This window comes from Oceanobacillus profundus (assembly GCF_003515705.1).
In the GTDB taxonomy this organism is placed as follows: Bacteria; Bacillota; Bacilli; order Bacillales; family Amphibacillaceae; genus Oceanobacillus; species Oceanobacillus profundus.
In genome coordinates this window covers 181,986-202,316 of the sequence record NZ_QWEH01000003.1, presented here as the reverse complement: position 1 = coordinate 202,316, position 20,331 = coordinate 181,986, and the positions used below count along the sequence as shown (strand labels likewise).

The window sequence follows — 20,331 nt, the reverse complement described above, 5'->3', positions numbered from 1 at the left end:
ACAACAACTTTATTTTGATAGGAAAAGTACTCGTAGTCCAATTTTTTACTAAACTTGCTTAAGTACAAGGATAGTATGTTTTAGGGATGTTTCCAACTAGATATTAGGTTTGAAAGGGGTAAAATAAATGGTTAATCAAAAAAATATTCTACTCGGAGTTTCTGGTGGAATTGCCGTGTATAAAGCATGTGCGCTTGCCAGTAAATTAACTCAAAAAGGCGCAAATGTGAAAGTAATGATGACAGAAAGTGCAGCTAAATTTGTTTCACCATTAACGTTTCAAGCTTTATCAAGAAACCCTGTATATATTGATACATTCGATGAAAAAAATCCAAAAAAAATTGCTCATATTGACGTTGCAGATTGGGCAGATATTGCAATTATTGCACCCGCGACCGCAAATATAATTGGTAAACTTGCAAATGGCATTGCTGACGATATGTTATCAACAACACTATTGGCTACGGAAGCGGATGTTTACATTGCACCTGCAATGAATGTTCATATGTATGCCCATCCTGCAGTTATACAAAATATGAAACAACTTGAGGATTGGGGCTACCACTTTATCGAACCCGGAGCAGGTTACTTAGCCTGCGGGTATGTTGGAAAAGGTCGATTAGAAGAACCTGAAAGTATAATTGCAGCAGTTGAAAGTCATCAGCTTAAAGAGCAAATGCTTGCCGGAAAAAAGGTGCTAATATCGGCTGGTCCAACACGTGAAAAGGTTGACCCTGTACGCTTTTTTACAAATCGATCCTCAGGAAAAATGGGTTATGCACTTGCAGAAGTTGCTGCAGAACTAGGTGCTGAAGTGACACTTGTTTCTGGTCCTGTTTCGGAGCGTATTTCACACCCAAAGGTTAAACGGGTTAGCGTATTGACTGCTGAAGATATGTATAAAGCAATGCACGCACATTTTGCAGACCAAGATATTGTGATAAAAGCTGCTGCTGTAGCAGATTACAGACCAAAACTTGTACATGAACAAAAAGTTAAAAAACAAGATGGTAATTGGCAAATTGAAATGGAGCGTACGAAAGATATTCTAAAATCACTTGGTGAAATGAAAACAAATCAATTCTTGGTAGGGTTTGCTGCTGAAACAAATAACCCACTCGAATACGGAGAGAAAAAGTTATTGCAGAAGCATTTAGATGCCATCGTTGTGAATGATGTATCAGCAGAAGGTGCGGGTTTTGAAGGGGATACCAATATGGTGACCTATTTAAATAAAGCGATGCATCAAGATGAGGTTTCTATAGCTTCAAAAAGGGAAGTAGCAGCAAGAATCTTAGAATTTATTGACCGTGATATGAAGGATGAATGAATTTGAATATAGCTAGAGTTATTGTTGATGTACCGTCAAGTTCAACGAACCAAACGTTTGACTATGTAATACCTGAAAAATTTCAAGAAATGCTTACAGTAGGGATGCGTGTAATTGTCCCCTTTGGCCCCCGTAAAATCATGGGGTTTGTTGTAGATAGAGTAAGTGAATCTTCTTTTACCAAACTAAAAGAAATCATAAATGTTTTAGATTTCACACCAGTGTTGACAGAAGAATTGCTTGAACTCGGAAAATGGGTGGCTAATGAGACGCTTAGCTTATCGATTACTGCATTACAAGCAATGCTTCCGCAAGTATTAAAGTCGACCTATGAGAAGGAACTTGTGCGTATGACAGAGGAGCAGCTTCCTGAAGCGTTTGAACTATTATTTGCTGGTCGAGACTACATTCCATTTGCGGAGTTTGAAGCAGCCTCTATTCGTTACTACCAGCTTCAAAAGTTAATTGAAGCAGGAGATATTTCCGTTGATTATCTTGTGAAATCTCGTATTACCAAAAAGCATGTAACAATGGTTAAACCTACAAAAGATATGTACTTGTTAGAGGAAGCATTACACGATTTAAACAAAAATGCGAAAAAGCAAAAACTCCTCCTTTCGTTTTTTATGGAATATGAAAAGCCGATTGAACAGCAGGAATTATTAAAGAAAGTAGGGACCACCAAAAGTACAGTTAAGACGCTCGTTGATAAAGGTTTGCTGGAAACCTACCAACAGGAAGTAATGCGTGACCCCTATCAAAATCGTGAATTCGAGAGAACAACACCACTGACTTTAACCAAACAACAAGAGGAGGCAATTGCACCGATTAATGATGCAGTTCAAGCGGACAAGCATGATGTTTTCCTGATTCATGGGGTTACAGGCAGTGGTAAAACAGAAATTTATTTACAAGCGATTCAAGAAGTCTTGAATAAAGGGAAAGAAGCAATTGTACTTGTGCCGGAAATTTCATTAACACCGCAAATGGTCAACCGGTTTAAAGGCAGGTTTGGCTCCATGGTTGCTGTAATGCATAGTGCGCTTTCAGCAGGAGAAAAATATGATGAATGGCGCAAAGTTCAGCGAAAAGAAGTGAAAGTCGTTGTCGGGGCTCGTTCAGCCGTTTTTGCTCCATTCGAGAATTTAGGAATTATTATTATTGATGAGGAACATGAAACGACCTATAAACAAGAGGATCAGCCACGCTATCATGCGCGTGATGTTGCTATTCATCGCGGGAAAACCAATAGCTGCCCAGTTATTTTGGGAAGTGCCACTCCAGCTTTAGAATCTTATGCAAGAGCCAGTAAAGGCGTTTACCAGCTAGCAACTTTAAGTGAGCGGACGAATCAGATGGACATGCCGGAAGTGAAGATAGTTGATATGCGGCAGGAGTTACATGCTGGAAATCGTACAATGTTTTCCAGAGACTTAATGGAAAAGATGGAACAATGCCTTGAAAATAGGGAACAAATCGTATTGTTGCTTAACCGAAGAGGCTATTCAACTTTTATCATGTGTCGAGACTGTGGACATGTAAAAGAATGTCCACATTGTGATATAGCTTTAACGTATCATAAAAACAGTAATCAAATGAAATGTCACTATTGTTCTTATGAAGAAAGGGTACCTGTTGTCTGCCCAGAATGTGAAAGTGATTTAATTCGCTATTTTGGTACAGGGACACAACGTGTGGAGGAATCATTAACAAAGCTTCTACCTGAAGCAAGAGTGATTCGTATGGATGTTGATACTACTAGAAGAAAAGGCGCACATGAAAAGCTGTTAAAGCAATTCGGGGAAAAGCAAGCAGATATATTATTAGGAACACAGATGATTGCGAAGGGGCTAGACTTTGAGAATGTTACACTAGTTGGTGTTCTGACAGCAGATTCAATGCTGCACCTTCCAGACTTCCGTTCATCAGAGAAAACATTTCAACTGTTAACGCAAGTAAGCGGTCGTGCTGGAAGGCATGAACTTCCTGGAACGGTAATCGTTCAAACATATACACCAGAGCACTATAGTATTGAGCTGGCAAGTCAGTATGACTTCCAAACCTTTTATAAACGGGAAATGGCTATGCGTAAAGCTTTTCAATATCCACCCTATTATTTTTTAGCACTTGTAACGGTTTCTCATGAGAATCAAGTGAAAGCTGTCCAGACAACACAACAAATTGTCCAAATGCTTTCGCAGCATGTCGGAGATGGAACGGTATTATTAGGGCCGACACCGTCTCCTATTCCGCGGATCAAAGATAGATATCGCTATCAATGCATGATAAAATATAGAAACGAACCAAACTTACGAACCTATTTAAATAAATTAAAAGCTATTTTTGCAGACGACATACGGAAAAACGATTTGCTAATTACCGTCGATATGCAACCTTACCATATGATGTAAGACAAGCTATTGAATAGAAAGAAGGCTATAAAATGAAACGAATTGTTTTTATGGGTACACCGGATTTCTCTGTTCCGGTTTTACAAACACTAATTAATTCTGAATATGAAGTTGTGCTAGCTGTTACACAACCAGATCGTCCTAAAGGGAGAAAGCGTGTTATTACGCCTCCTCCAGTTAAAGTAGAAGCAGAGAAAGCAAATATTCCAGTATTTCAGCCAGAAAAACTTAAGGATGAATACGAAGAAATTCTATCCTACAATCCAGATTTGATCGTAACTGCTGCATATGGCCAGTTGCTGCCAAACGAATTGCTTGAAAATCCACCATATGGCTGTATTAATGTACATGCATCATTATTACCAGAATTGCGTGGTGGAGCTCCAATCCATTATGCAATCATGGAAGGAAAGAAAGAAACAGGAATTACCATTATGTACATGGTTGAAAAATTAGACGCTGGAGATATTCTCACGCAACGAGCAGTTCCGATTGAACGAGATGATCATGTTGGGTCAATGCATGATAAATTATCGCAAACAGGCGCATCGCTTTTAATGGAGACCTTGCCAAAGCTCTTCTTAAATGAATTGCAACCAAAAAAACAAGACAACTCAAAAGCTACGTTTGCATCAAACATTAAAAGAGAACAGGAAAAAATTGATTGGAACCAAGATAACATCGCTATTTACAATCAAATCCGCGGCATGCATCCATGGCCAGTTGCATTTACGACATATGAAGGAAATGTGATGAAAATCTGGTGGGGAAATCCCGTTGAGACACTATACGACGGAAGAACTCCGGGTGAAATTGTTGAAAAAATAGGTACAGAAGGATTTGTCGTTGTTTGTGGGAACCAAAAAGGGATAAATGTAACAGAAATTCAGCCCGCAGGCAAGAAGCGAATGTTTGTAAAAGATTACCTGCAAGCTTCAGAAGATCGTATTAAAATTGGAACGGTATTAGGTGAATAATATGACAGTATATCAGCTGCGAAACACAATTCTGGATTTATTACTTCGCATTGAGAAAGATAGTGGATTCAGCCATTTACTAATCGACAATGAGATGAAATCCAAGCGAATTGCTCCAAAAGATGAAGGGCTATTAACAGAAATTGTTTATGGTACAATTCAGCGGAAAATGACTTTAGACTATTATTTAGACAGTTTTGTGAAGAAAAATAAGAAAATGGATGCCTGGGTTCGTATGCTATTACGAATGTCTGTGTATCAAATGGTTTACCTAGATAAAGTTCCTGATCATGCAATAATTCATGAAGCAGTGGAAATTGCAAAACAGCGTGGTCATAAAGGAATTGCTTCTTTTGTTAATGGTGTATTACGTAATATACAGCGTAACGGTGTACCAGATATAAAAGGGATCAAAGATGATGCAAAAAGGCTCTCTATCGGGACAAGCCATCCCGAATGGCTTGTGGAACGATGGATGACAATGTATGACTATGAAACGGTTAAAGCGATGTGTGAAGCCAATCTGACGAAAAAGCCGATTGCCATTCGAATTCAACCGATGAAGATTACGAGAGAGAAAGCGATGCGCAGTTTAGAAGATCTTGGCTTTGAAACAAAAGCATCTCTTTTTTCAGAACAAGGTATTATTGTGGAAAAAGGGAACATTCTGCATACGGAATTGTTTCGACAAGGCTATGTAACAATTCAAGACCAAAGCTCGATGCTTGTTGCAGAAATGTTAGAAGTAGAACCAGGCATGAAAGTACTGGACGCATGTAGCGCACCAGGCGGTAAAGTAACGCACATCGCTGAAAAAATGCGGGATGAAGGGGATATTCATGCATTTGACCTGCACAAAAAGAAAGTTAAGCTTATTGATGATAAAGCGCATCAACTGGATTTGACGATTATTGATGCTAAACCTGGCGATGCTAGAAAGCTTGATGAACTCTATGAGGAAGCTACCTTTGATCGAATTTTGATTGATGCTCCTTGCTCTGGATTAGGAGTAATCCGTGGAAAGCCAGAAATCAAATATCATAAAAACGAAGAAGATATCAAAAGGTTAGCGGTAATTCAATCGGAAATACTTGAACATGTAGCACCATTGCTTAAAAAAGACGGATTGTTGATTTATAGCACATGTACAGTCGATGTGTTAGAAAATGAAAAAGTAGTGCAAAATTTCCTAGCTAATCAGCATGACTTTCAAATCGATGAAACGTTTTTTGAAACATTACCAGCTACATTAAAGTATGCACAAGGAATAACTGATATTGGTCTACAGTTATTTCCTCATGATGGGACGGATGGATTCTTCTTAACACGCTTGAAAAAAAATTAATAAATTTGGTTCTTTTATTGGGAAAATTGTGCAATACTTTAAATGACGTTTTTAACCTGAAAATAACACGTAATTTACGTATATATTACTTGAAAGCAAGGGGGGAATAAGATGGAAGGTTATTTTCTAACAGATCGTGGTAAGATTCGGGCTCATAATGAAGATTCAGGTGGTCTATTTTATAATACAGATGATCAGCTAATTGCGATTATCGCTGATGGAATGGGTGGTCATCAGGCGGGAGATGTAGCGAGTCAGCTTGCTACAAAATTAATGAAACAAAAATGGCAAACAACAGATCGCGTAAATGCTCCAGATAAAGCCGAAGTATGGCTATCGGATACCATTTCAGATGTGAATCAATCTATATATGAACATTCGTTGCAAAACAAGGAATGTGAGGGAATGGGCACGACCATTGTTGCGGCCATTTGTACAGACGAATTTTTAACCATCGCACATGTAGGTGATAGCCGTGGCTACCTTTTAAATGAGAATGGTTTTAAACAAGTGACAGAAGACCACTCATTAGTAAATGAGCTATTACGTTCGGGACAAATCTCAGAACAAGATGCAGAATGGCATCCAAGGAAAAATATAATATTGAAGGCTGTGGGTACGGAAGAAACTGTTTCAGAAGATATATTAACCGTAGAATGGGAGGCAGGAGATAAGCTACTCCTCTGTTCTGATGGTTTGTCCGATAAGCTGAGTGAACAGGAAATGGCTGCTTATTTAACAGCAACGGGAGACTTGAAAGAAACAGGCTTGGAGATGATCAGATTAGCCAATGAACGAGGCGGAGAAGATAATATTACACTTATTCTCTTACAACATGGATCTTCGTTGGAAGCGGGTGAAGATGAATGAGAAGTGGTCACCTTTTAAATGAGCGCTATAAGATAATTGAAAAAATTGGCGGAGGTGGAATGGCGAATGTATTCCTTGCACGGGATACGATTTTAAACCGTGATGTTGCAGTAAAAGCGTTGCGTATGGAGTATATCCATGATGAAGAATTTATTGCACGCTTTGACCGGGAAGCGCAGTCAGCTACAAGTCTCTCCCATCCGAATATCGTTAATATTTTCGATGTAGGTGAAGAGGATCAAGTCCTCTATATGGTTATGGAATATGTGGACGGAATGACACTAAAGGAATACATACAAAATAATGGTCCAATTGATGTGCGTGTTGCATTGGATATTATGAAGCAACTAATATCTGCAATTGCGCATGCTCATGCAAACGATATTGTACATCGCGATATTAAACCGCAAAATATTTTAATTAACAGCTTTGGCCAGGTGAAAGTAACTGATTTTGGTATTGCTATTGCGTTAAGTGCAACATCTTTAACGCAAACAAATTCAATACTCGGATCGGTTCATTATTTATCTCCAGAACAAGCCAGAGGCGGTATGGCAACAAAAAAGTCAGATATCTATTCAATTGGAATTGTTCTCTATGAGCTATTAACAGGTAAACTTCCATTTTCAGGACAATCTCCTGTATCAATTGCATTAAAACATTTACAGACGAATACACCATCTGTAAGAAGGTTTAACCAAGATATTCCACAAAGTGTAGAAAATATTGTTTTGAAGGCGACTGCAAAAGATCCATTTCATCGGTATGAAAATATTTATGAGCTAGAGGAAGCAATTGAAAATGCATTACATCCCGATAAGCTGAATGAGCCTTTATACGCTCCACCAGTCGAGGTTGGAGAAGAAACAAAGGCAATTCCGATTATTACAGATCAGCAAATAGAAGAGGATATGGATCAGGCTACATTAGTTCATCAATTCGATGATGGCACAAAAAATTATCCTGAAGATCATCCAGCAGAAAAGAATGCAGGCAAAAAGGCTAAGAAAACGAAGAAAATAAAGGACAAAAAACCAGCCAAAACGAAGCCGCCTAAGAAAAAACGTGGCAAGAAAAAATGGATTATCATAATCGTTGTGTTACTTCTTCTTGCAGCAGGTATAGCAGCAATGTTCATAATTCCCGATCTGATGCAGCCGAAGGACATTATTGTCAAGGATGTTTCGGAGATGGAAGTTGAAGAGGCACGGGAAGTACTGGAAGCAGATAAATTTATTGTTGAGGAAGAGGAGACATACTCAGATGAAATTGAAGAGGGTCTAGTCGTACAAACGGATCCAAAGGCCGGAAGATCTGCGAAAGAAGGTAGTACTGTTACACTATTTGTAAGCCAAGGAAAAGAACGTGTGACATTTGAAGACTATGTAGGACGCGATTTTAGCCAGGTGAATCGATTACTGGAGGATGAAGGCTTTACGAATATAATAACCATTGAAAAGCATTCTGATAATCCAGAGGGCGAAATTATAACACAAATTCAGCCAGAACCAGGAAGTGAAGTTGTACCAAGTGAAGAAAGAGTTATTTTTGAGGTCAGCATTGGGCCAGAAGCGATTAGATTAAATAACCTCGCAGGAATGACGGAAGATGAGGCAAGGTCTTACTTAGAAGGTGAAAATCTTGTTATGAATGTGATAAAAGAAAATTCTGAAACGGTTCCTGAAGGAGAAGTCATTAGACAAGATCCAGCCTCTGGAGCTGAAGTGGAAGAAGGTTCAACGGTTAACGTGTATATTTCGAGTGGACCTGAAGCAAGGCCACCACGATCACACACAATAAGTCTTACTGTTCCGTACAATCCTGAAACAGAGGACGATGAGGAAGACCAAGGAAACGAAGGTAATCAAGGTAACCAAGGAAACGAAGGAAACCAAGGAAACCAAGGGAACCAAGGGAACCGAGGGAACGAAGGAAATCAGGAAGAAGATTCAGAACCCGTAGAACAGATTGTTCGCATTTATATTGGAGATGCAAACAACGAAATATCAGATGTGTACAGGGAAGAAGTAATTACAGAAGATCGTGAGTTTGAGTTTACATTAACGATTGCCCCTGATAGTGAAGCGGAATATACAATTACTAGAGACGACGAAGTCATACGAAACAGAACGGTTTCCTATGATGGCGAAGAGGAGTGAATCGATGGCAGAAGGAAGAATTGTTAAAGCTTTAAGTGGATTTTATTATGTGAAATCAAATAATATGATTTACTCCTGCAAAGGTCGGGGTGTTTTTCGGAATCGGAAAATCACCCCGCTTGTTGGGGATTTTGTAGAGTTCGAGGAAAGCAATCCCGGCGAAGGATATATTATGGAGATTAAAGAAAGAACGAACGAACTCGTTCGTCCACCGATAGCAAATATCGATCAAGCGATAATTGTTAGCTCTGCTGCTTCTCCGGATTTTAGCACTCTGTTATTGGATCGTTTTCTAGTGTTAATAGAATCGAAGGAAATAGAGCCGGTTATTTTTATCACAAAGATTGATTTAGTTTCTGCAGAAGCACGTCATGACATTGAAGCATATCAAGCTATATATAAGAAAATTGGTTATGCTGTCGAATTAATTTCATCCAAGCAACAAGATTTGCTTCCTGAATTGAAGCATTACTTCAGGAATAAAGTATCTGTTTTTGCAGGACAATCAGGTGTTGGAAAATCAACGCTTTTAAATGTATTAAAGCCATCTTTATTGCTAAAGACCGCAGAGATATCTAAAAGTCTTGGTAGAGGAAAGCATACGACAAGACACGTTGAACTGATGCAGGTAAATGGTGGACTTGTAGCAGATACACCTGGTTTCAGTGTGCTTGATTTTAATGAAATCGAAGCAGAATCATTATCAGATTGTTTTCCTGAAATGAGGGAGATACAAGAGTATTGTAAGTTCCGAGGCTGCATGCATTATAAAGAGCCTAAATGTGCTGTTAAGGAAGCGGTGGAAACGAACGATATTGCGCGCTTCCGTTATGATCATTATTTAAGTTTTCTAGAAGAAATACAATCACGAAAGCCGAGGTATTAATTATGACTAAAATTGCACCATCTATTCTATCGGCAGACTTTGCCAAACTAGGTGAAGAAATAATCGATGTTGAAAAAGGCGGGGCGGATTATATCCATGTTGATGTAATGGATGGACATTTCGTGCCTAATATTACAATTGGACCGTTAATTGTCGACGCAATCAAGCCAGTTACAAGCCTGCCGCTGGATGTCCATTTAATGATTGAAAACCCGGATCCGTACATTCCTGTATTTGCTGAGGCTGGTGCTGCCATCATAACAGTACATCAAGAGGCATGTACACATCTCCACCGTACACTTCAGCTAATTAGAGCAAATGATGTAAAGCCTGGGGTAGTAATTAATCCAGCAACACCAGTAGAAATGCTTAAACCTATTTTAAATGAAGTAGAACTTATATTAATTATGACAGTAAACCCAGGCTTTGGAGGACAGTCATTTATTCACGAAGCAGTAGAGAAAATTGAAAAATTATCCATGTGGCGTAAGGAATTAAATCTAGATTTTGAGATTGAAGTTGATGGGGGTGTAAACCCAGAAACTGCAAAATTGTGTACCGATGCAGGTGCTGATGTTTTAGTAGCTGGCAGCGCTGTTTTTGGACAAGCTGATCGACGTGAAGCGATTCAAGCGATACGTAATGCAACGAAAGGGTAATTATGATGAAAGTAGTAGCAATAGTAGGGAACGGACCATCCGGTTTGGTTCCCAATCTTCATTTGTTTAAAGACAAGATCGATAGCTGGATTGGTGCTGATCGTGGTGCATATTTGATAGCTGAGCAAAAAATTCCGTTAGAATATGCTGTTGGTGATTTTGATTCAATTGATAAACATGAAAGACAAGTAATTTCCAAAAATGCTGCATACATGGAAAGGCATCCAATCGAAAAAGACGAAACAGACATGGAAATTGCATTAAATCGAGCATATGCAATGAACCCCAGTAAAATATATTTATTTGGTGTCACCGGTGGCAGGCTGGATCATGAATTAATTAATATTCAGTTGCTATATACTATTTTAAATAAGGGTATTCAAGCTGTTATTGTGGATCAATCCAATCAAATAGAAATGCTGTCTCCTGGTATACATACAATAGAAAACCATGAAGCATACCCCTATATATCTTTAATCCCTTTTACAAAAGAAGTGGAAGGGATTTATTTATCTGGATTTTATTATCCTTTATCGAATACAACTATTTCATGGGGATCAACACTTTGCATCTCAAACAAGCTTCTTTCAAAAAAAGGTACTTTTTCATTTGATAAAGGCATAGTATTACTAGTAAAGAGTGGTGATACGATTTGAACGGTATGTTTGAATTGTAAAACAGGAGGGGTCCCTACTTATGAAATTCTATACGATTAAACTTCCAAGATTTGTCGGTGGATTTGTAAAAGTTGTAATTGGGATGTTTAAAAAAGAAAAATAATTGCCTAAGCTAGAAGGTTTTCGTTCATCTTTGTACACGCACTTATAGTTTCCTAAACATTAAAAAGCACCAGGTGCATTGCATCCGGTGCTTTTGGTCGTCTAATGTTAAGCTGACGCTCTGGTATATTATACGCGCTCTACTTTACCTGACTTAAGTGCACGAGCAGAAACATAAACTTTTTTAGGTTTACCGTCTACCATAATACGTACTTTTTGTACATTAGCTTTCCAATTACGTTTGTTGGAATTCATAGCGTGAGAACGAAGGTTACCACTGCGAGTTTGACGTCCAGTTACAACACATTTTCTAGCCATAATATTCACTCCTTACTCTATCATGTGTCAGTAATTACTTATACAATTTATCACAAGTAGACTAATAATGCAACGAATCTTTTTTAAAAATGTCAGATGGAGAGAGGATTGTGTCAATGGGATAAAGCGAAAATACTTGACAGATTATACGAAATCATTCATTGTAGTATGAGGTATTTTTAATTTTATTCGTATCATATTATAGTTGCTTTTAAATATGTTCTGTGTATAGTATAATTTGCTTATATTCTGTTTAAAGGTAATAAGAAATCAAAAGTATTAAGTACTATGATTTGCTTTTCATTCGATGCTTTTTGATATGTACGTTAAGGAGGATAATTATGTCCATTGAACTTCATACAACTGATGGTCAAGTAACAATTACAAATGAAGTTATCGCTACAATTGCTGGCGGAACTGCAGTTGAATGTTATGGAATTGTAGGAATGGCATCTAAAAGCCAAATTAAAGATGGGATTGCAGAGATTCTCAGAAATGAAAATTATGCAAGAGGAATTGTAGTTCGACAAGAAGAGGATAAGTTGCATATTGATATGTATATTATTGTAAGTTATGGGACGAAAATTTCTGAAGTAGCAAATAATGTACAATCACAAGTCAAATATACATTACATCAATCTTTAGGTTTATCCATCGACTCAGTAAATATTTATATTCAAGGAGTCCGTGTAGCAAAAGACTAGTTTTGTTTCGGGTTGTGGAGGAGGAAATTCAGTGACGGTAGAAAAGTTAGATGGCGTTACATTAGCACAGATGATACTCACTGGAGCACATCATTTAGCGAATAATGCCAAGAAAATAGATGCGTTAAATGTATTCCCAGTACCAGATGGTGATACGGGAACGAATATGAATTTATCGATAACTTCGGGTGCAAATGAAGTGAAACAACATACAAGTAATAATGCATCTGAGATAGCCAACGCTTTCGCAAAAGGACTGCTAATGGGAGCAAGAGGCAATTCTGGTGTTATTTTATCCCAAATTTTTCGTGGCTTTGCAAAAGGTATGGAAAAGAAGCAGGCATTGACGGTTGCTGATTTAGCTCAAGCATTCGATGCCGGTGTGGTTAGCGCCTATAAAGCAGTAATGAAACCTGTTGAAGGGACCATTTTAACTGTGGCAAAGGATTCAGCCAAGGAAGCTGTACGCCTGTCTGAGACAGAAAAAGATATTATTCTGTTCATGGAAAAGGTGCTTGCTGAGGCAAAAGCATCTCTAAAGCGTACGCCAGAGTTATTGCCTGTTTTAAAAGAGGTAGGAGTAGTTGACTCTGGTGGACAAGGACTTGTAACAATTTATGAAGGCTTTTTGGCTGCTTTAAAAGGGGAAGCATTACCGGCTGATACAACAGAAGTAAAGATGGAAGAAATGGTGAATGCTGAGCATCATAAAGTTAGCCAAGATTTCATGGATACGTCAGAGATTGAATTTGGTTACTGTACAGAGTTTATGGTGAAATTTGAGGATGATAAATTAGCAGAGTATCCATTTAGTGAAGAAAAATTCCGTAATGAATTAAGTGAGCTGGGAGATTCATTATTAGTAGTGTCAGATGATGAAATTGTAAAAGTTCACATCCATTCAGAAGAGCCAGGAACATGCCTAACAATGGGACAGCGTTTCGGAAGCTTGATCAATATGAAAATCGAAAACATGCGTCAGCAGCATGCGGCAATCGTTGGTGAAAAGTCACAAAATACAAAGAAGCAAAAAAGTAAGTATGGTGTTGTCACAGTAGCTATGGGAAGTGGACTAAAGGCATTATTTGAAAGTTTAGGTGTATCTGTGGTCATTGAAGGTGGACAAACGATGAACCCAAGTACACAGGATATTACGGATGCTATTCAAAAAGCAAATGCTGAGAATGTAATTATTTTGCCAAACAATAAAAATATTTGGATGGCAGCTGATCAAGCAGCAGAGCTTGCTGAGGGAAATGTAGCAGTTGTCGCGACAAAAACAATTCCACAAGGAATAAGTGCAATGTTGGCATTTAATTCGGAAGCTGGCATTAATGAGAATAAAGAAGCGATGGATGAAGCCCGTAAACATGTAAAAACTGGACAAATAACATATGCTGTAAGAGATACGCAAATTGATGGTATTACAATTGAAAAAGACAGCTTTATGGGTATTAATGAAGGTAAAATCGTTACAACACATAAAGATAAAACAGAAGCTGTTAAATTATTATTGAATGAATTAATTACAGATGAAGATGAAATATTGACTGTTTTACAAGGCGAGGATGTAGAAGAAAGTGAAGTTGCGGAGCTTGTGAACTATATTGAAGCAACATATGGGGATATCGAGGTTGAGATTCATAATGGTAATCAGCCCATCTATTCTTATATTTTCTCTGTAGAATAATGTTAAGGATTAAGATCGTGCGATAATGCACGATCTTTTATTGTGGATAAAACACTATAAAATTTGAATGCTGCGAATAATTTAGGAGCTGAGGCTTAGTTGGACTAGAAGCAGCCACACTTATGGACAGTCTGTATGTTGCAACGGCGTGTAAGGCAATAGAGGTGCATAAGACGAATCTTATCGATGAAACGATAAAACGTATCACGATTAAGGATTTTAAATTGTGCTCCTGATGCTGCTCAAATTTCTGCAGTTTTACTAAAGAGAAATGTTCAACATCAAAGAATATCGTTTTTTGTAAACGAAAAGCTTGATTTCTCGCCAAAAATCTGTATCATAGATATAGTATTGAATTAATCATATATTGATTAAAGATTTATTTACACTCTCAAACTATTTTGTCTTTAGTTAATCTACTAACAGACGAAGTAGACAAACCTCTCTTTTCGTTGTTCAGAAGATCCACCGTCTTCATCAGTCCCTAACTGAAAATGAGCGACATGTATGACAAACTTTTATAAACCATTAAAAATTAAATACAGCGTACTACGTGGTTCTCCTATGGAATCGCTTATTTGTGATTGTTTTCACATAGTTTCAAGTATGATCAATAACGATTAATTTAAATACGAAAAAAATCTACTGTCTTTGAAGGGGCCAATATGATTAAAAGATGGTTCTTTGTGAACCAAGATTTCTTACATCTACTTCTGTAAACGGTATGCCTTTTAACTCTGTTAAATAATTTAATTTATAGGTATTAAACAGTGTGAAGGTTCCCAATAATAATACAAACATATTTTTAAAATTTAGTATTTGTTTTGGATTTTGAAGAGGTGGGAAAACTGGTTATAGCACAATGATAGTAAAAGGAGGAAATGAATAGATGCAATTATTACCGCGTGAAATGGACAAGCTCTTAATTGTAGTAGCAGCTGATCTGGCAAGACGCAGAAAAGATCGAGGTCTGAAACTGAATCACCCTGAAGCAATGGCATTGATTACATATGAGCTGTTAGAGGGTGCGCGTGATGGTAAAACGGTTGCTGAGTTAATGGAATTCGGAGCAACGATTTTAACGCGCGAAGATGTAATGGAAGGTATACCGGAGATGATTGATGATATTCAAGTTGAAGCTACCTTTCCTGATGGTACAAAATTAGTAACGGTTCATCATCCGATACGTTAAAAGGAGTGACAAAATGATACCTGGTGAATTGATTTTAAAAGATGAAGAGATCATCTGTAATCAAAATAAAATAAGCTCGAAAGTTACTGTAATCAATACTGGCGATCGACCAGTACAAGTTGGCTCACATTATCATTTTTATGAAGTAAATGAAGCGTTGATATTCAATCGTGAGGAGGCATATGGAAAACGATTAAATGTACCTGCGGGTGCAGCAGTTCGTTTTGAACCTGGTGATGAAAAAGAGATCGAACTAATTGATTATGCAGGTGCGCGCGTTGTATATGGATTCACAAATAAAGTTGATGGGCCATTAGAAGGTAGGGATTCAAAATGAGTTTTAAGATGTCCAGAGAGCAATATTCACAAATGTATGGACCGACAACTGGAGACTCGGTTCGGTTAGCGGATACAGACTTATTCATACAAATCGAAAAAGATTATACGACCTATGGTGAAGAAGTAGTGTTCGGAGGTGGCAAGGTCATCCGAGACGGAATGGGACAGCATCCACTAGCTACTCGTGAAGAAGGAGTTCCAGATACCGTAATTACGAACGTGATTGTGCTCGATTATACAGGGATTTATAAAGCAGATGTTGCATTGCGAGATGGATTGATTTTTGCCATTGGAAAAAGTGGAAATCCGCTTGTTATGGACAATGTAGATATTGTTATCGGAGCTGCAACAGAGGTAATTGCAGGTGAGGGTAAAATTCTGACGGCAGGTGGAATCGATACACATGTTCACTTTATTAACCCTGCGCAAGTAGATGTTGCACTTACAGCTGGATTAACAACTTTAATTGGTGGAGGAACCGGACCTGGTGCAGGTTCGCGAGCGACTACGGTAACGCCGGGCGAATGGAACATGCATCGAATGCTTCAAGCTATTGAGGGACTTCCGATAAATATCGGTTTAACAGGTAAAGGTCACGCTGCAACAGCCGGCCCGCTTGAAGAGCAGATCCGTGCGGGAGCAATAGGTTTGAAGGTACATGAAGATTGGGGAGCAACACCATCTGCATTAGATCATTCATTAAAGGTAGCTGACGAATTTGACGTTCAAGTTGCCCTTCATGCAGATACATTGAATGAGGCAGGTTTTTTTGAAGATACGATGAGAGCAATTAAAAATCGTGTAATTCATATGTACCATACAGAGGGTGCTGGTGGCGGGCATGCACCAGATTTAATTAAATCTGCCGGTATGTTAAATGTGCTTCCATCATCGACGAATCCAACGATGCCATATACAGTCAATACAATTGACGAACACCTTGATATGCTAATGGTTTGTCATCACTTGAATCCATCTGTTCCAGAGGATATAGCATTTGCTGATTCACGCATTCGCAGAGAAACGATTGCAGCAGAGGATATCTTACAGGATATGGGTGTGTTCAGCATGATGAGCTCCGATGCACAGGCGATGGGACGTATTGGTGAAGTTGTCCTTAGAACATGGCAAACTGCTGATAAAATGAAGATGCAAATGGGGACAATGAAAGGCGATAGCAAATATGCGGATAATAATCGTGCTAAACGGTATATCGCCAAATATACCATTAACCCTGCAATTACACATGGAATTTCTGAATATGTCGGTTCGATTGAAGTAGGAAAGTCAGCCGACCTTGTATTATGGGAACCGCGCTTTTTTGGGGTAAAACCAGAGATGATTCTAAAAAATGGTCTTGCTGTACAAAGTTTGATGGGGGATGCCAATGCAACAATTCCAACCCCGCAACCAATGATTTATCGACCGATGTATGCTACAACTGGAAAAGCACTGGCAAAAAGTTCGTTTACTTTTGTATCACAAGCTGCTTATGACGATAACATTCAAGAAAAACTTGGACTGGAAAAAATGGTAAAACCGGTACGTGGGATTCGTCAGCTTACAAAGAAGGATATGAAGCTAAACACAGAAACGCCAGAAATTGATGTTGATCCACAAACGTATGAAGTACGAATAAATGGTGAAATAATTACATGTGATCCTGTTGACACGGTACCAATGGGTCAACGGTATTTCTTATTTTGAGGTGAAATGATTGATAATCGAAAAAATAGTTGGAAATATAAACGAAATGAATCAAGAAGAAATTAGTAAGCGACATAAAGAAAAGGTTTATCTTGAAAGTGCTCACCTAGTCAAGCGGATTCAACGAGTCGAAACAGATCATGGGAAAGAAATTGGAATTCGTCTAAGGGAGCCACGTGATTTAGTAGCTGGTGATGTACTATACATGGATGAAAAAAATATGATAATTATTGATGTGCTGTCAGACGATTTGTTGGTTATTAGTCCAAGAAGTATGCATGAAATGGGAACAATCGCTCACCAGCTTGGAAATCGTCATCTCCCAGCCCAGTTTGAGAAGGATGACATGCTTGTTCAATACGATTACTTAGTAGAGGAACTATTGCAAGAACTTGGCATTCCTTTCAAAAGAGAGGATCGTAAAGTGAACCAAGCGTTCCGACATATAGGACATAGCCATGATTGATCGTGCATTGGCTTTATTTCAGCTATGCGATTCAAATTTTCCTACGGGTTCTTTCAGTCACTCGTTTGGAATGGAAACATATATCCAAGAAAACCTAATTTTTGACAAAGAGTCCTTCTCCAAATGGCTAAAAGTGTATTTACATGAACAGCTCGTCTATTCAGATGGCTTAGCCTCGAAGCTTGCATATGAGGCACTAGTTGAAGACGAGTTGGACAAGGTATGGGAACTGGACCGGCTTTTAACTGTTCAAAATCTTGCGCGTGAATCACGGGTAGGTACACAGCGAATGGGAGAACAGATGATAACTATCGTAGAGGCATTATATAAAATTCCAATTACATCACAATATCGACAACGCATTAAAGAAAAGCGTTCATTTGGTCACTCCGCGCTTGCGTTTACAATCGTTGGTCATTATTTGCAAGTTGATAAGGAAATGACCATTCGATATTACTTATATTCAACCATTGCAGCGCTCGTTCAAAATGCTGTACGTGCGATTCCCTTAGGGCAAACGACAGGACAGCAGATAATCCACGAATTTCAGCAAGAGCTTAGTGTTGCAACGGCTAATGTAATGAAACTTGATAGTATTGATTTCGGAATTGTTTCACCAGGCTTGGAATTAGCTCAAATGCAACATGAACGTGTTAATATCCGAATTTTTATGTCGTAGTTTTAAGTGTGTGTTCAAGAGGAGAAAGAAAAGGTACGAGGTCGGCTAAGTCGCAACGTATTGGGATTTCGATGTTCAACATAGAATGTGGAGGTTTTTAGTCGAAGGTCCTTTGTTCTCGAACTGTCATTTTTACCGGACTTTTTGAACATCCTCTTTAATGAAATTTTATAAAGGAAGTGTTTGTATGGAACCAATTAGAATTGGAATAGGTGGCCCTGTTGGTGCAGGAAAAACGATGCTCGTAGAAAAACTTACACGTGCATTGGATGGAGAAATTAGCATGGCGGTTATTACGAATGATATTTATACGAAAGAGGATGCGAAGTTCCTTGTAGCAAATGGTATTTTGCCAGATGATCGAATCATTGGAGTGGAGACAGGTGGTTGCCCGCATACAGCGATTCGCGAAGATGCATCGATGAACTTCGCTGCAATTGAGGAATTGAAAGAAAAACATCCGGATGTTGAGCTGATTTTCGTAGAAAGCGGTGGTGATAACCTCGCTGCTACATTTAGTCCGGAGCTCGTTGACTTTTCGATTTATATTATTGATGTGGCACAAGGGGAAAAAATCCCGCGTAAAGGTGGACAAGGGATGATTAAATCTGATTTGTTTATAATTAATAAAACAGATTTAGCCCCATTTGTCGGTGCGAACCTTGAAATTATGGAGTCAGATACGAAGGTCTTCCGTGGTGATAAGCCATTTATTTTTACGAATTTGAAGGATAATGAAGGACTTGATAAGGTCATAGATTGGATTAAAAAGCATGCATTGCTTAAGGGATTGGAGCAACATGACTGATTGGACTGGGATTCTCGAGTTAGACTTGGAGAACAGACAAGGAAGAACAGTAGCTAAAAAGGTTTATTTTCAAGGTGCATTAAAAGTGATGCGCCCTGTATATCTTAATAATTATAATTTTCCTTGTTATTACTTGCTAAATCCTGGTGGTGGCTATTTGGATGGCGATACGTACCGTATGAAAGTAACACTTGATGAAGGTGCCGAGGTTACGCTAACAACACAATCTGCAACAAAAGTGTATAAAACACCGAGTAAAGAAGCATACCAGGAAACAGAATTTCATTTGAAAAAAGATAGTTATTTAGAATATCTGCCAGATCCGCTGATTGCTTACCAGGACGCGCGTTACTTTCAGAAAAATACAGTATATATGGAAAAAGGTGCAACATTGCTTTATTCCGATATTTTGACACCTGGATGGTCTCCGGAAGGGAAGCAATTCAGCTATGATCAATTACGGTTAATTAACGAGATTTATATGGATAATGAATTGATTGCCTTTGACCATATTAACTTAAATCCAGGTGCTCAAGAAATTGGTGGTCTGGGATTTATGGAAGGCTATACACATTTAGGCTCGTTAATTGTGATTGGGGAAAAGACAGATTCTGCTCTGCTTGATCTGTTATATGAAACAATTAATGAAGAAACGGCTGATATAAAAGCAGGTTTATCAGAGCTTTATGTACCTGGTTTTACTATAAGATTACTGGCTAATTCTACACAGGTTATTGAACGTGTTTTCACTGCTTGTCATCACGCAATAAGCAATCAATGGTATCAAATGAAGCCGAGTTTTCTAAGAAAATATTAACCTCGTCCGACAATCGAAAAGGTTGTCGGGCTTTTTTCATTGCATTACATTTTAGTATAGATTCATACTATTGGATAAAGAGGGCATTTCTGTTACAAGAAGCACTCTTTTTGTTATTTCAGATTAATAAACGTAAGCAACTAGTTCGTTTTTAAAACTGGTATTTCAAACTTGCTGCGCCTCTACGAACTTTTA

General features: G+C 38.4%; 20 protein-coding genes. 19 read left to right on the top strand and 1 reads right to left on the bottom strand.

Annotation, left to right across the window (positions count from 1 at the left end; all coding sequences use genetic code 11):
* The first annotated feature begins 127 nt into the window (after window positions 1-127).
* From coaBC to spoVM, 10 genes are all read left to right on the top strand, one after another.
* Window positions 128-1,330 carry a bifunctional phosphopantothenoylcysteine decarboxylase/phosphopantothenate--cysteine ligase CoaBC gene (gene coaBC, locus D1B32_RS06590; protein WP_095308541.1) on the top strand — a complete coding sequence of 401 codons (1,203 nt, stop codon included), beginning with the start codon at window positions 128-130 and terminating at the stop codon, window positions 1,328-1,330.
* Window positions 1,331-1,332: 2 nt separating this feature from the next.
* Entirely contained in the window at window positions 1,333-3,741 is a 2,409-nt protein-coding gene (priA, locus tag D1B32_RS06585; protein ID WP_095308542.1) for a primosomal protein N', read from the top strand.
* Between the two features lie 32 nt (window positions 3,742-3,773).
* Window positions 3,774-4,718 (top strand): methionyl-tRNA formyltransferase, encoded by a 945-nt coding sequence (fmt, locus tag D1B32_RS06580; RefSeq protein ID WP_095308544.1) that lies wholly within the window; start codon window positions 3,774-3,776, stop codon window positions 4,716-4,718.
* Between the two features lies 1 nt (window position 4,719).
* Window positions 4,720-6,063, top strand: a complete 1,344-nt coding sequence (gene rsmB / locus D1B32_RS06575; protein ID WP_095308545.1) for a 16S rRNA (cytosine(967)-C(5))-methyltransferase RsmB — start codon at window positions 4,720-4,722, stop codon at window positions 6,061-6,063.
* A 111-nt stretch (window positions 6,064-6,174) separates the two neighbouring features.
* A complete protein-coding gene (locus tag D1B32_RS06570) occupies window positions 6,175-6,933 on the top strand; it encodes a Stp1/IreP family PP2C-type Ser/Thr phosphatase (protein WP_095308546.1) in 759 nt (252 codons plus the stop codon).
* Window positions 6,930-9,092, top strand: coding sequence for a Stk1 family PASTA domain-containing Ser/Thr kinase (gene pknB, locus D1B32_RS06565; protein WP_118888946.1), 2,163 nt, complete (start codon window positions 6,930-6,932; stop codon window positions 9,090-9,092). Before D1B32_RS06570 ends, pknB begins: the two co-directional genes overlap by 4 nt.
* Before the next feature lie 4 nt (window positions 9,093-9,096).
* Window positions 9,097-9,978 (top strand): ribosome small subunit-dependent GTPase A, encoded by an 882-nt coding sequence (rsgA, locus tag D1B32_RS06560; protein WP_118888945.1) that lies wholly within the window; start codon window positions 9,097-9,099, stop codon window positions 9,976-9,978.
* A 2-nt stretch (window positions 9,979-9,980) separates the two neighbouring features.
* Entirely contained in the window at window positions 9,981-10,637 is a 657-nt protein-coding gene (gene rpe, locus D1B32_RS06555) for a ribulose-phosphate 3-epimerase (protein ID WP_118888944.1), read from the top strand.
* A 5-nt stretch (window positions 10,638-10,642) separates the two neighbouring features.
* On the top strand, window positions 10,643-11,293 hold the full coding sequence (locus D1B32_RS06550) for a thiamine diphosphokinase (RefSeq protein ID WP_118888943.1): 651 nt from the start codon (window positions 10,643-10,645) through the stop codon (window positions 11,291-11,293).
* Window positions 11,294-11,333: 40 nt separating this feature from the next.
* Window positions 11,334-11,417, top strand: a complete 84-nt coding sequence (gene spoVM / locus D1B32_RS06545) for a stage V sporulation protein SpoVM (protein ID WP_095308552.1) — start codon at window positions 11,334-11,336, stop codon at window positions 11,415-11,417.
* A 128-nt stretch (window positions 11,418-11,545) separates the two neighbouring features.
* Here the strand turns inward: spoVM and rpmB are convergent, their stop codons facing one another.
* Window positions 11,546-11,734 carry a 50S ribosomal protein L28 gene (rpmB, locus tag D1B32_RS06540; protein ID WP_095308553.1) on the bottom strand — a complete coding sequence of 63 codons (189 nt, stop codon included), beginning with the start codon at window positions 11,732-11,734 and terminating at the stop codon, window positions 11,546-11,548.
* A 341-nt stretch (window positions 11,735-12,075) separates the two neighbouring features.
* Between rpmB and D1B32_RS06535 the strand changes: the two genes are divergently transcribed.
* From D1B32_RS06535 to D1B32_RS06495, 9 genes are all read left to right on the top strand, one after another.
* Window positions 12,076-12,438, top strand: a complete 363-nt coding sequence (locus D1B32_RS06535) for an Asp23/Gls24 family envelope stress response protein (RefSeq protein WP_118888942.1) — start codon at window positions 12,076-12,078, stop codon at window positions 12,436-12,438.
* 31 nt (window positions 12,439-12,469) lie between these two features.
* Complete coding sequence (locus tag D1B32_RS06530; RefSeq protein ID WP_095308555.1) at window positions 12,470-14,128, top strand: fatty acid kinase ATP-binding subunit FakA; 1,659 nt, start codon at window positions 12,470-12,472, stop codon at window positions 14,126-14,128.
* 889 nt (window positions 14,129-15,017) lie between these two features.
* The gene (locus tag D1B32_RS06525) at window positions 15,018-15,320 is read left to right on the top strand and encodes an urease subunit gamma (RefSeq protein ID WP_095308556.1); all 303 of its coding nucleotides are present in this window, start codon (window positions 15,018-15,020) and stop codon (window positions 15,318-15,320) included.
* A 13-nt stretch (window positions 15,321-15,333) separates the two neighbouring features.
* Window positions 15,334-15,657, top strand: coding sequence for an urease subunit beta (locus D1B32_RS06520; RefSeq protein ID WP_095308557.1), 324 nt, complete (start codon window positions 15,334-15,336; stop codon window positions 15,655-15,657).
* Window positions 15,654-17,366: an urease subunit alpha gene (ureC, locus tag D1B32_RS06515; protein WP_095308558.1), complete on the top strand. Its 1,713-nt coding sequence runs from the start codon at window positions 15,654-15,656 to the stop codon at window positions 17,364-17,366. Before D1B32_RS06520 ends, ureC begins: the two co-directional genes overlap by 4 nt.
* Window positions 17,367-17,376: 10 nt before the next feature.
* Window positions 17,377-17,832 (top strand): urease accessory protein UreE, encoded by a 456-nt coding sequence (gene ureE, locus D1B32_RS06510; RefSeq protein ID WP_095308559.1) that lies wholly within the window; start codon window positions 17,377-17,379, stop codon window positions 17,830-17,832.
* Window positions 17,825-18,511 carry an urease accessory protein UreF gene (locus D1B32_RS06505; protein ID WP_095308561.1) on the top strand — a complete coding sequence of 229 codons (687 nt, stop codon included), beginning with the start codon at window positions 17,825-17,827 and terminating at the stop codon, window positions 18,509-18,511. Before ureE ends, D1B32_RS06505 begins: the two co-directional genes overlap by 8 nt.
* 187 nt (window positions 18,512-18,698) lie before the next feature.
* Window positions 18,699-19,319 carry an urease accessory protein UreG gene (gene ureG / locus D1B32_RS06500; RefSeq protein WP_095308562.1) on the top strand — a complete coding sequence of 207 codons (621 nt, stop codon included), beginning with the start codon at window positions 18,699-18,701 and terminating at the stop codon, window positions 19,317-19,319.
* Window positions 19,312-20,136: an urease accessory protein UreD gene (locus D1B32_RS06495; protein ID WP_095308563.1), complete on the top strand. Its 825-nt coding sequence runs from the start codon at window positions 19,312-19,314 to the stop codon at window positions 20,134-20,136. Before ureG ends, D1B32_RS06495 begins: the two co-directional genes overlap by 8 nt.
* The last annotated feature ends 195 nt before the right edge of the window (window positions 20,137-20,331 follow it).

Coding starts and splice junctions, on each gene's coding strand:
- spoVM (WP_095308552.1), top strand. CDS start 11,334: ATGAAATTCTATACGATTAAACTTCCAAGATTTGTCGGTGGATTTGTA.
- D1B32_RS06520 (WP_095308557.1), top strand. CDS start 15,334: ATGATACCTGGTGAATTGATTTTAAAAGATGAAGAGATCATCTGTAAT.
- D1B32_RS06495 (WP_095308563.1), top strand. CDS start 19,312: ATGACTGATTGGACTGGGATTCTCGAGTTAGACTTGGAGAACAGACAA.
- fmt (WP_095308544.1), top strand. CDS start 3,774: ATGAAACGAATTGTTTTTATGGGTACACCGGATTTCTCTGTTCCGGTT.
- D1B32_RS06570 (WP_095308546.1), top strand. CDS start 6,175: ATGGAAGGTTATTTTCTAACAGATCGTGGTAAGATTCGGGCTCATAAT.
- rpe (WP_118888944.1), top strand. CDS start 9,981: ATGACTAAAATTGCACCATCTATTCTATCGGCAGACTTTGCCAAACTA.
- rsgA (WP_118888945.1), top strand. CDS start 9,097: ATGGCAGAAGGAAGAATTGTTAAAGCTTTAAGTGGATTTTATTATGTG.
- D1B32_RS06505 (WP_095308561.1), top strand. CDS start 17,825: ATGATTGATCGTGCATTGGCTTTATTTCAGCTATGCGATTCAAATTTT.
- pknB (WP_118888946.1), top strand. CDS start 6,930: ATGAGAAGTGGTCACCTTTTAAATGAGCGCTATAAGATAATTGAAAAA.
- D1B32_RS06550 (WP_118888943.1), top strand. CDS start 10,643: ATGAAAGTAGTAGCAATAGTAGGGAACGGACCATCCGGTTTGGTTCCC.
- coaBC (WP_095308541.1), top strand. CDS start 128: ATGGTTAATCAAAAAAATATTCTACTCGGAGTTTCTGGTGGAATTGCC.
- D1B32_RS06535 (WP_118888942.1), top strand. CDS start 12,076: ATGTCCATTGAACTTCATACAACTGATGGTCAAGTAACAATTACAAAT.
- rsmB (WP_095308545.1), top strand. CDS start 4,720: ATGACAGTATATCAGCTGCGAAACACAATTCTGGATTTATTACTTCGC.
- rpmB (WP_095308553.1), bottom strand. CDS start 11,734: ATGGCTAGAAAATGTGTTGTAACTGGACGTCAAACTCGCAGTGGTAAC.
- ureG (WP_095308562.1), top strand. CDS start 18,699: ATGGAACCAATTAGAATTGGAATAGGTGGCCCTGTTGGTGCAGGAAAA.
- ureC (WP_095308558.1), top strand. CDS start 15,654: ATGAGTTTTAAGATGTCCAGAGAGCAATATTCACAAATGTATGGACCG.
- D1B32_RS06525 (WP_095308556.1), top strand. CDS start 15,018: ATGCAATTATTACCGCGTGAAATGGACAAGCTCTTAATTGTAGTAGCA.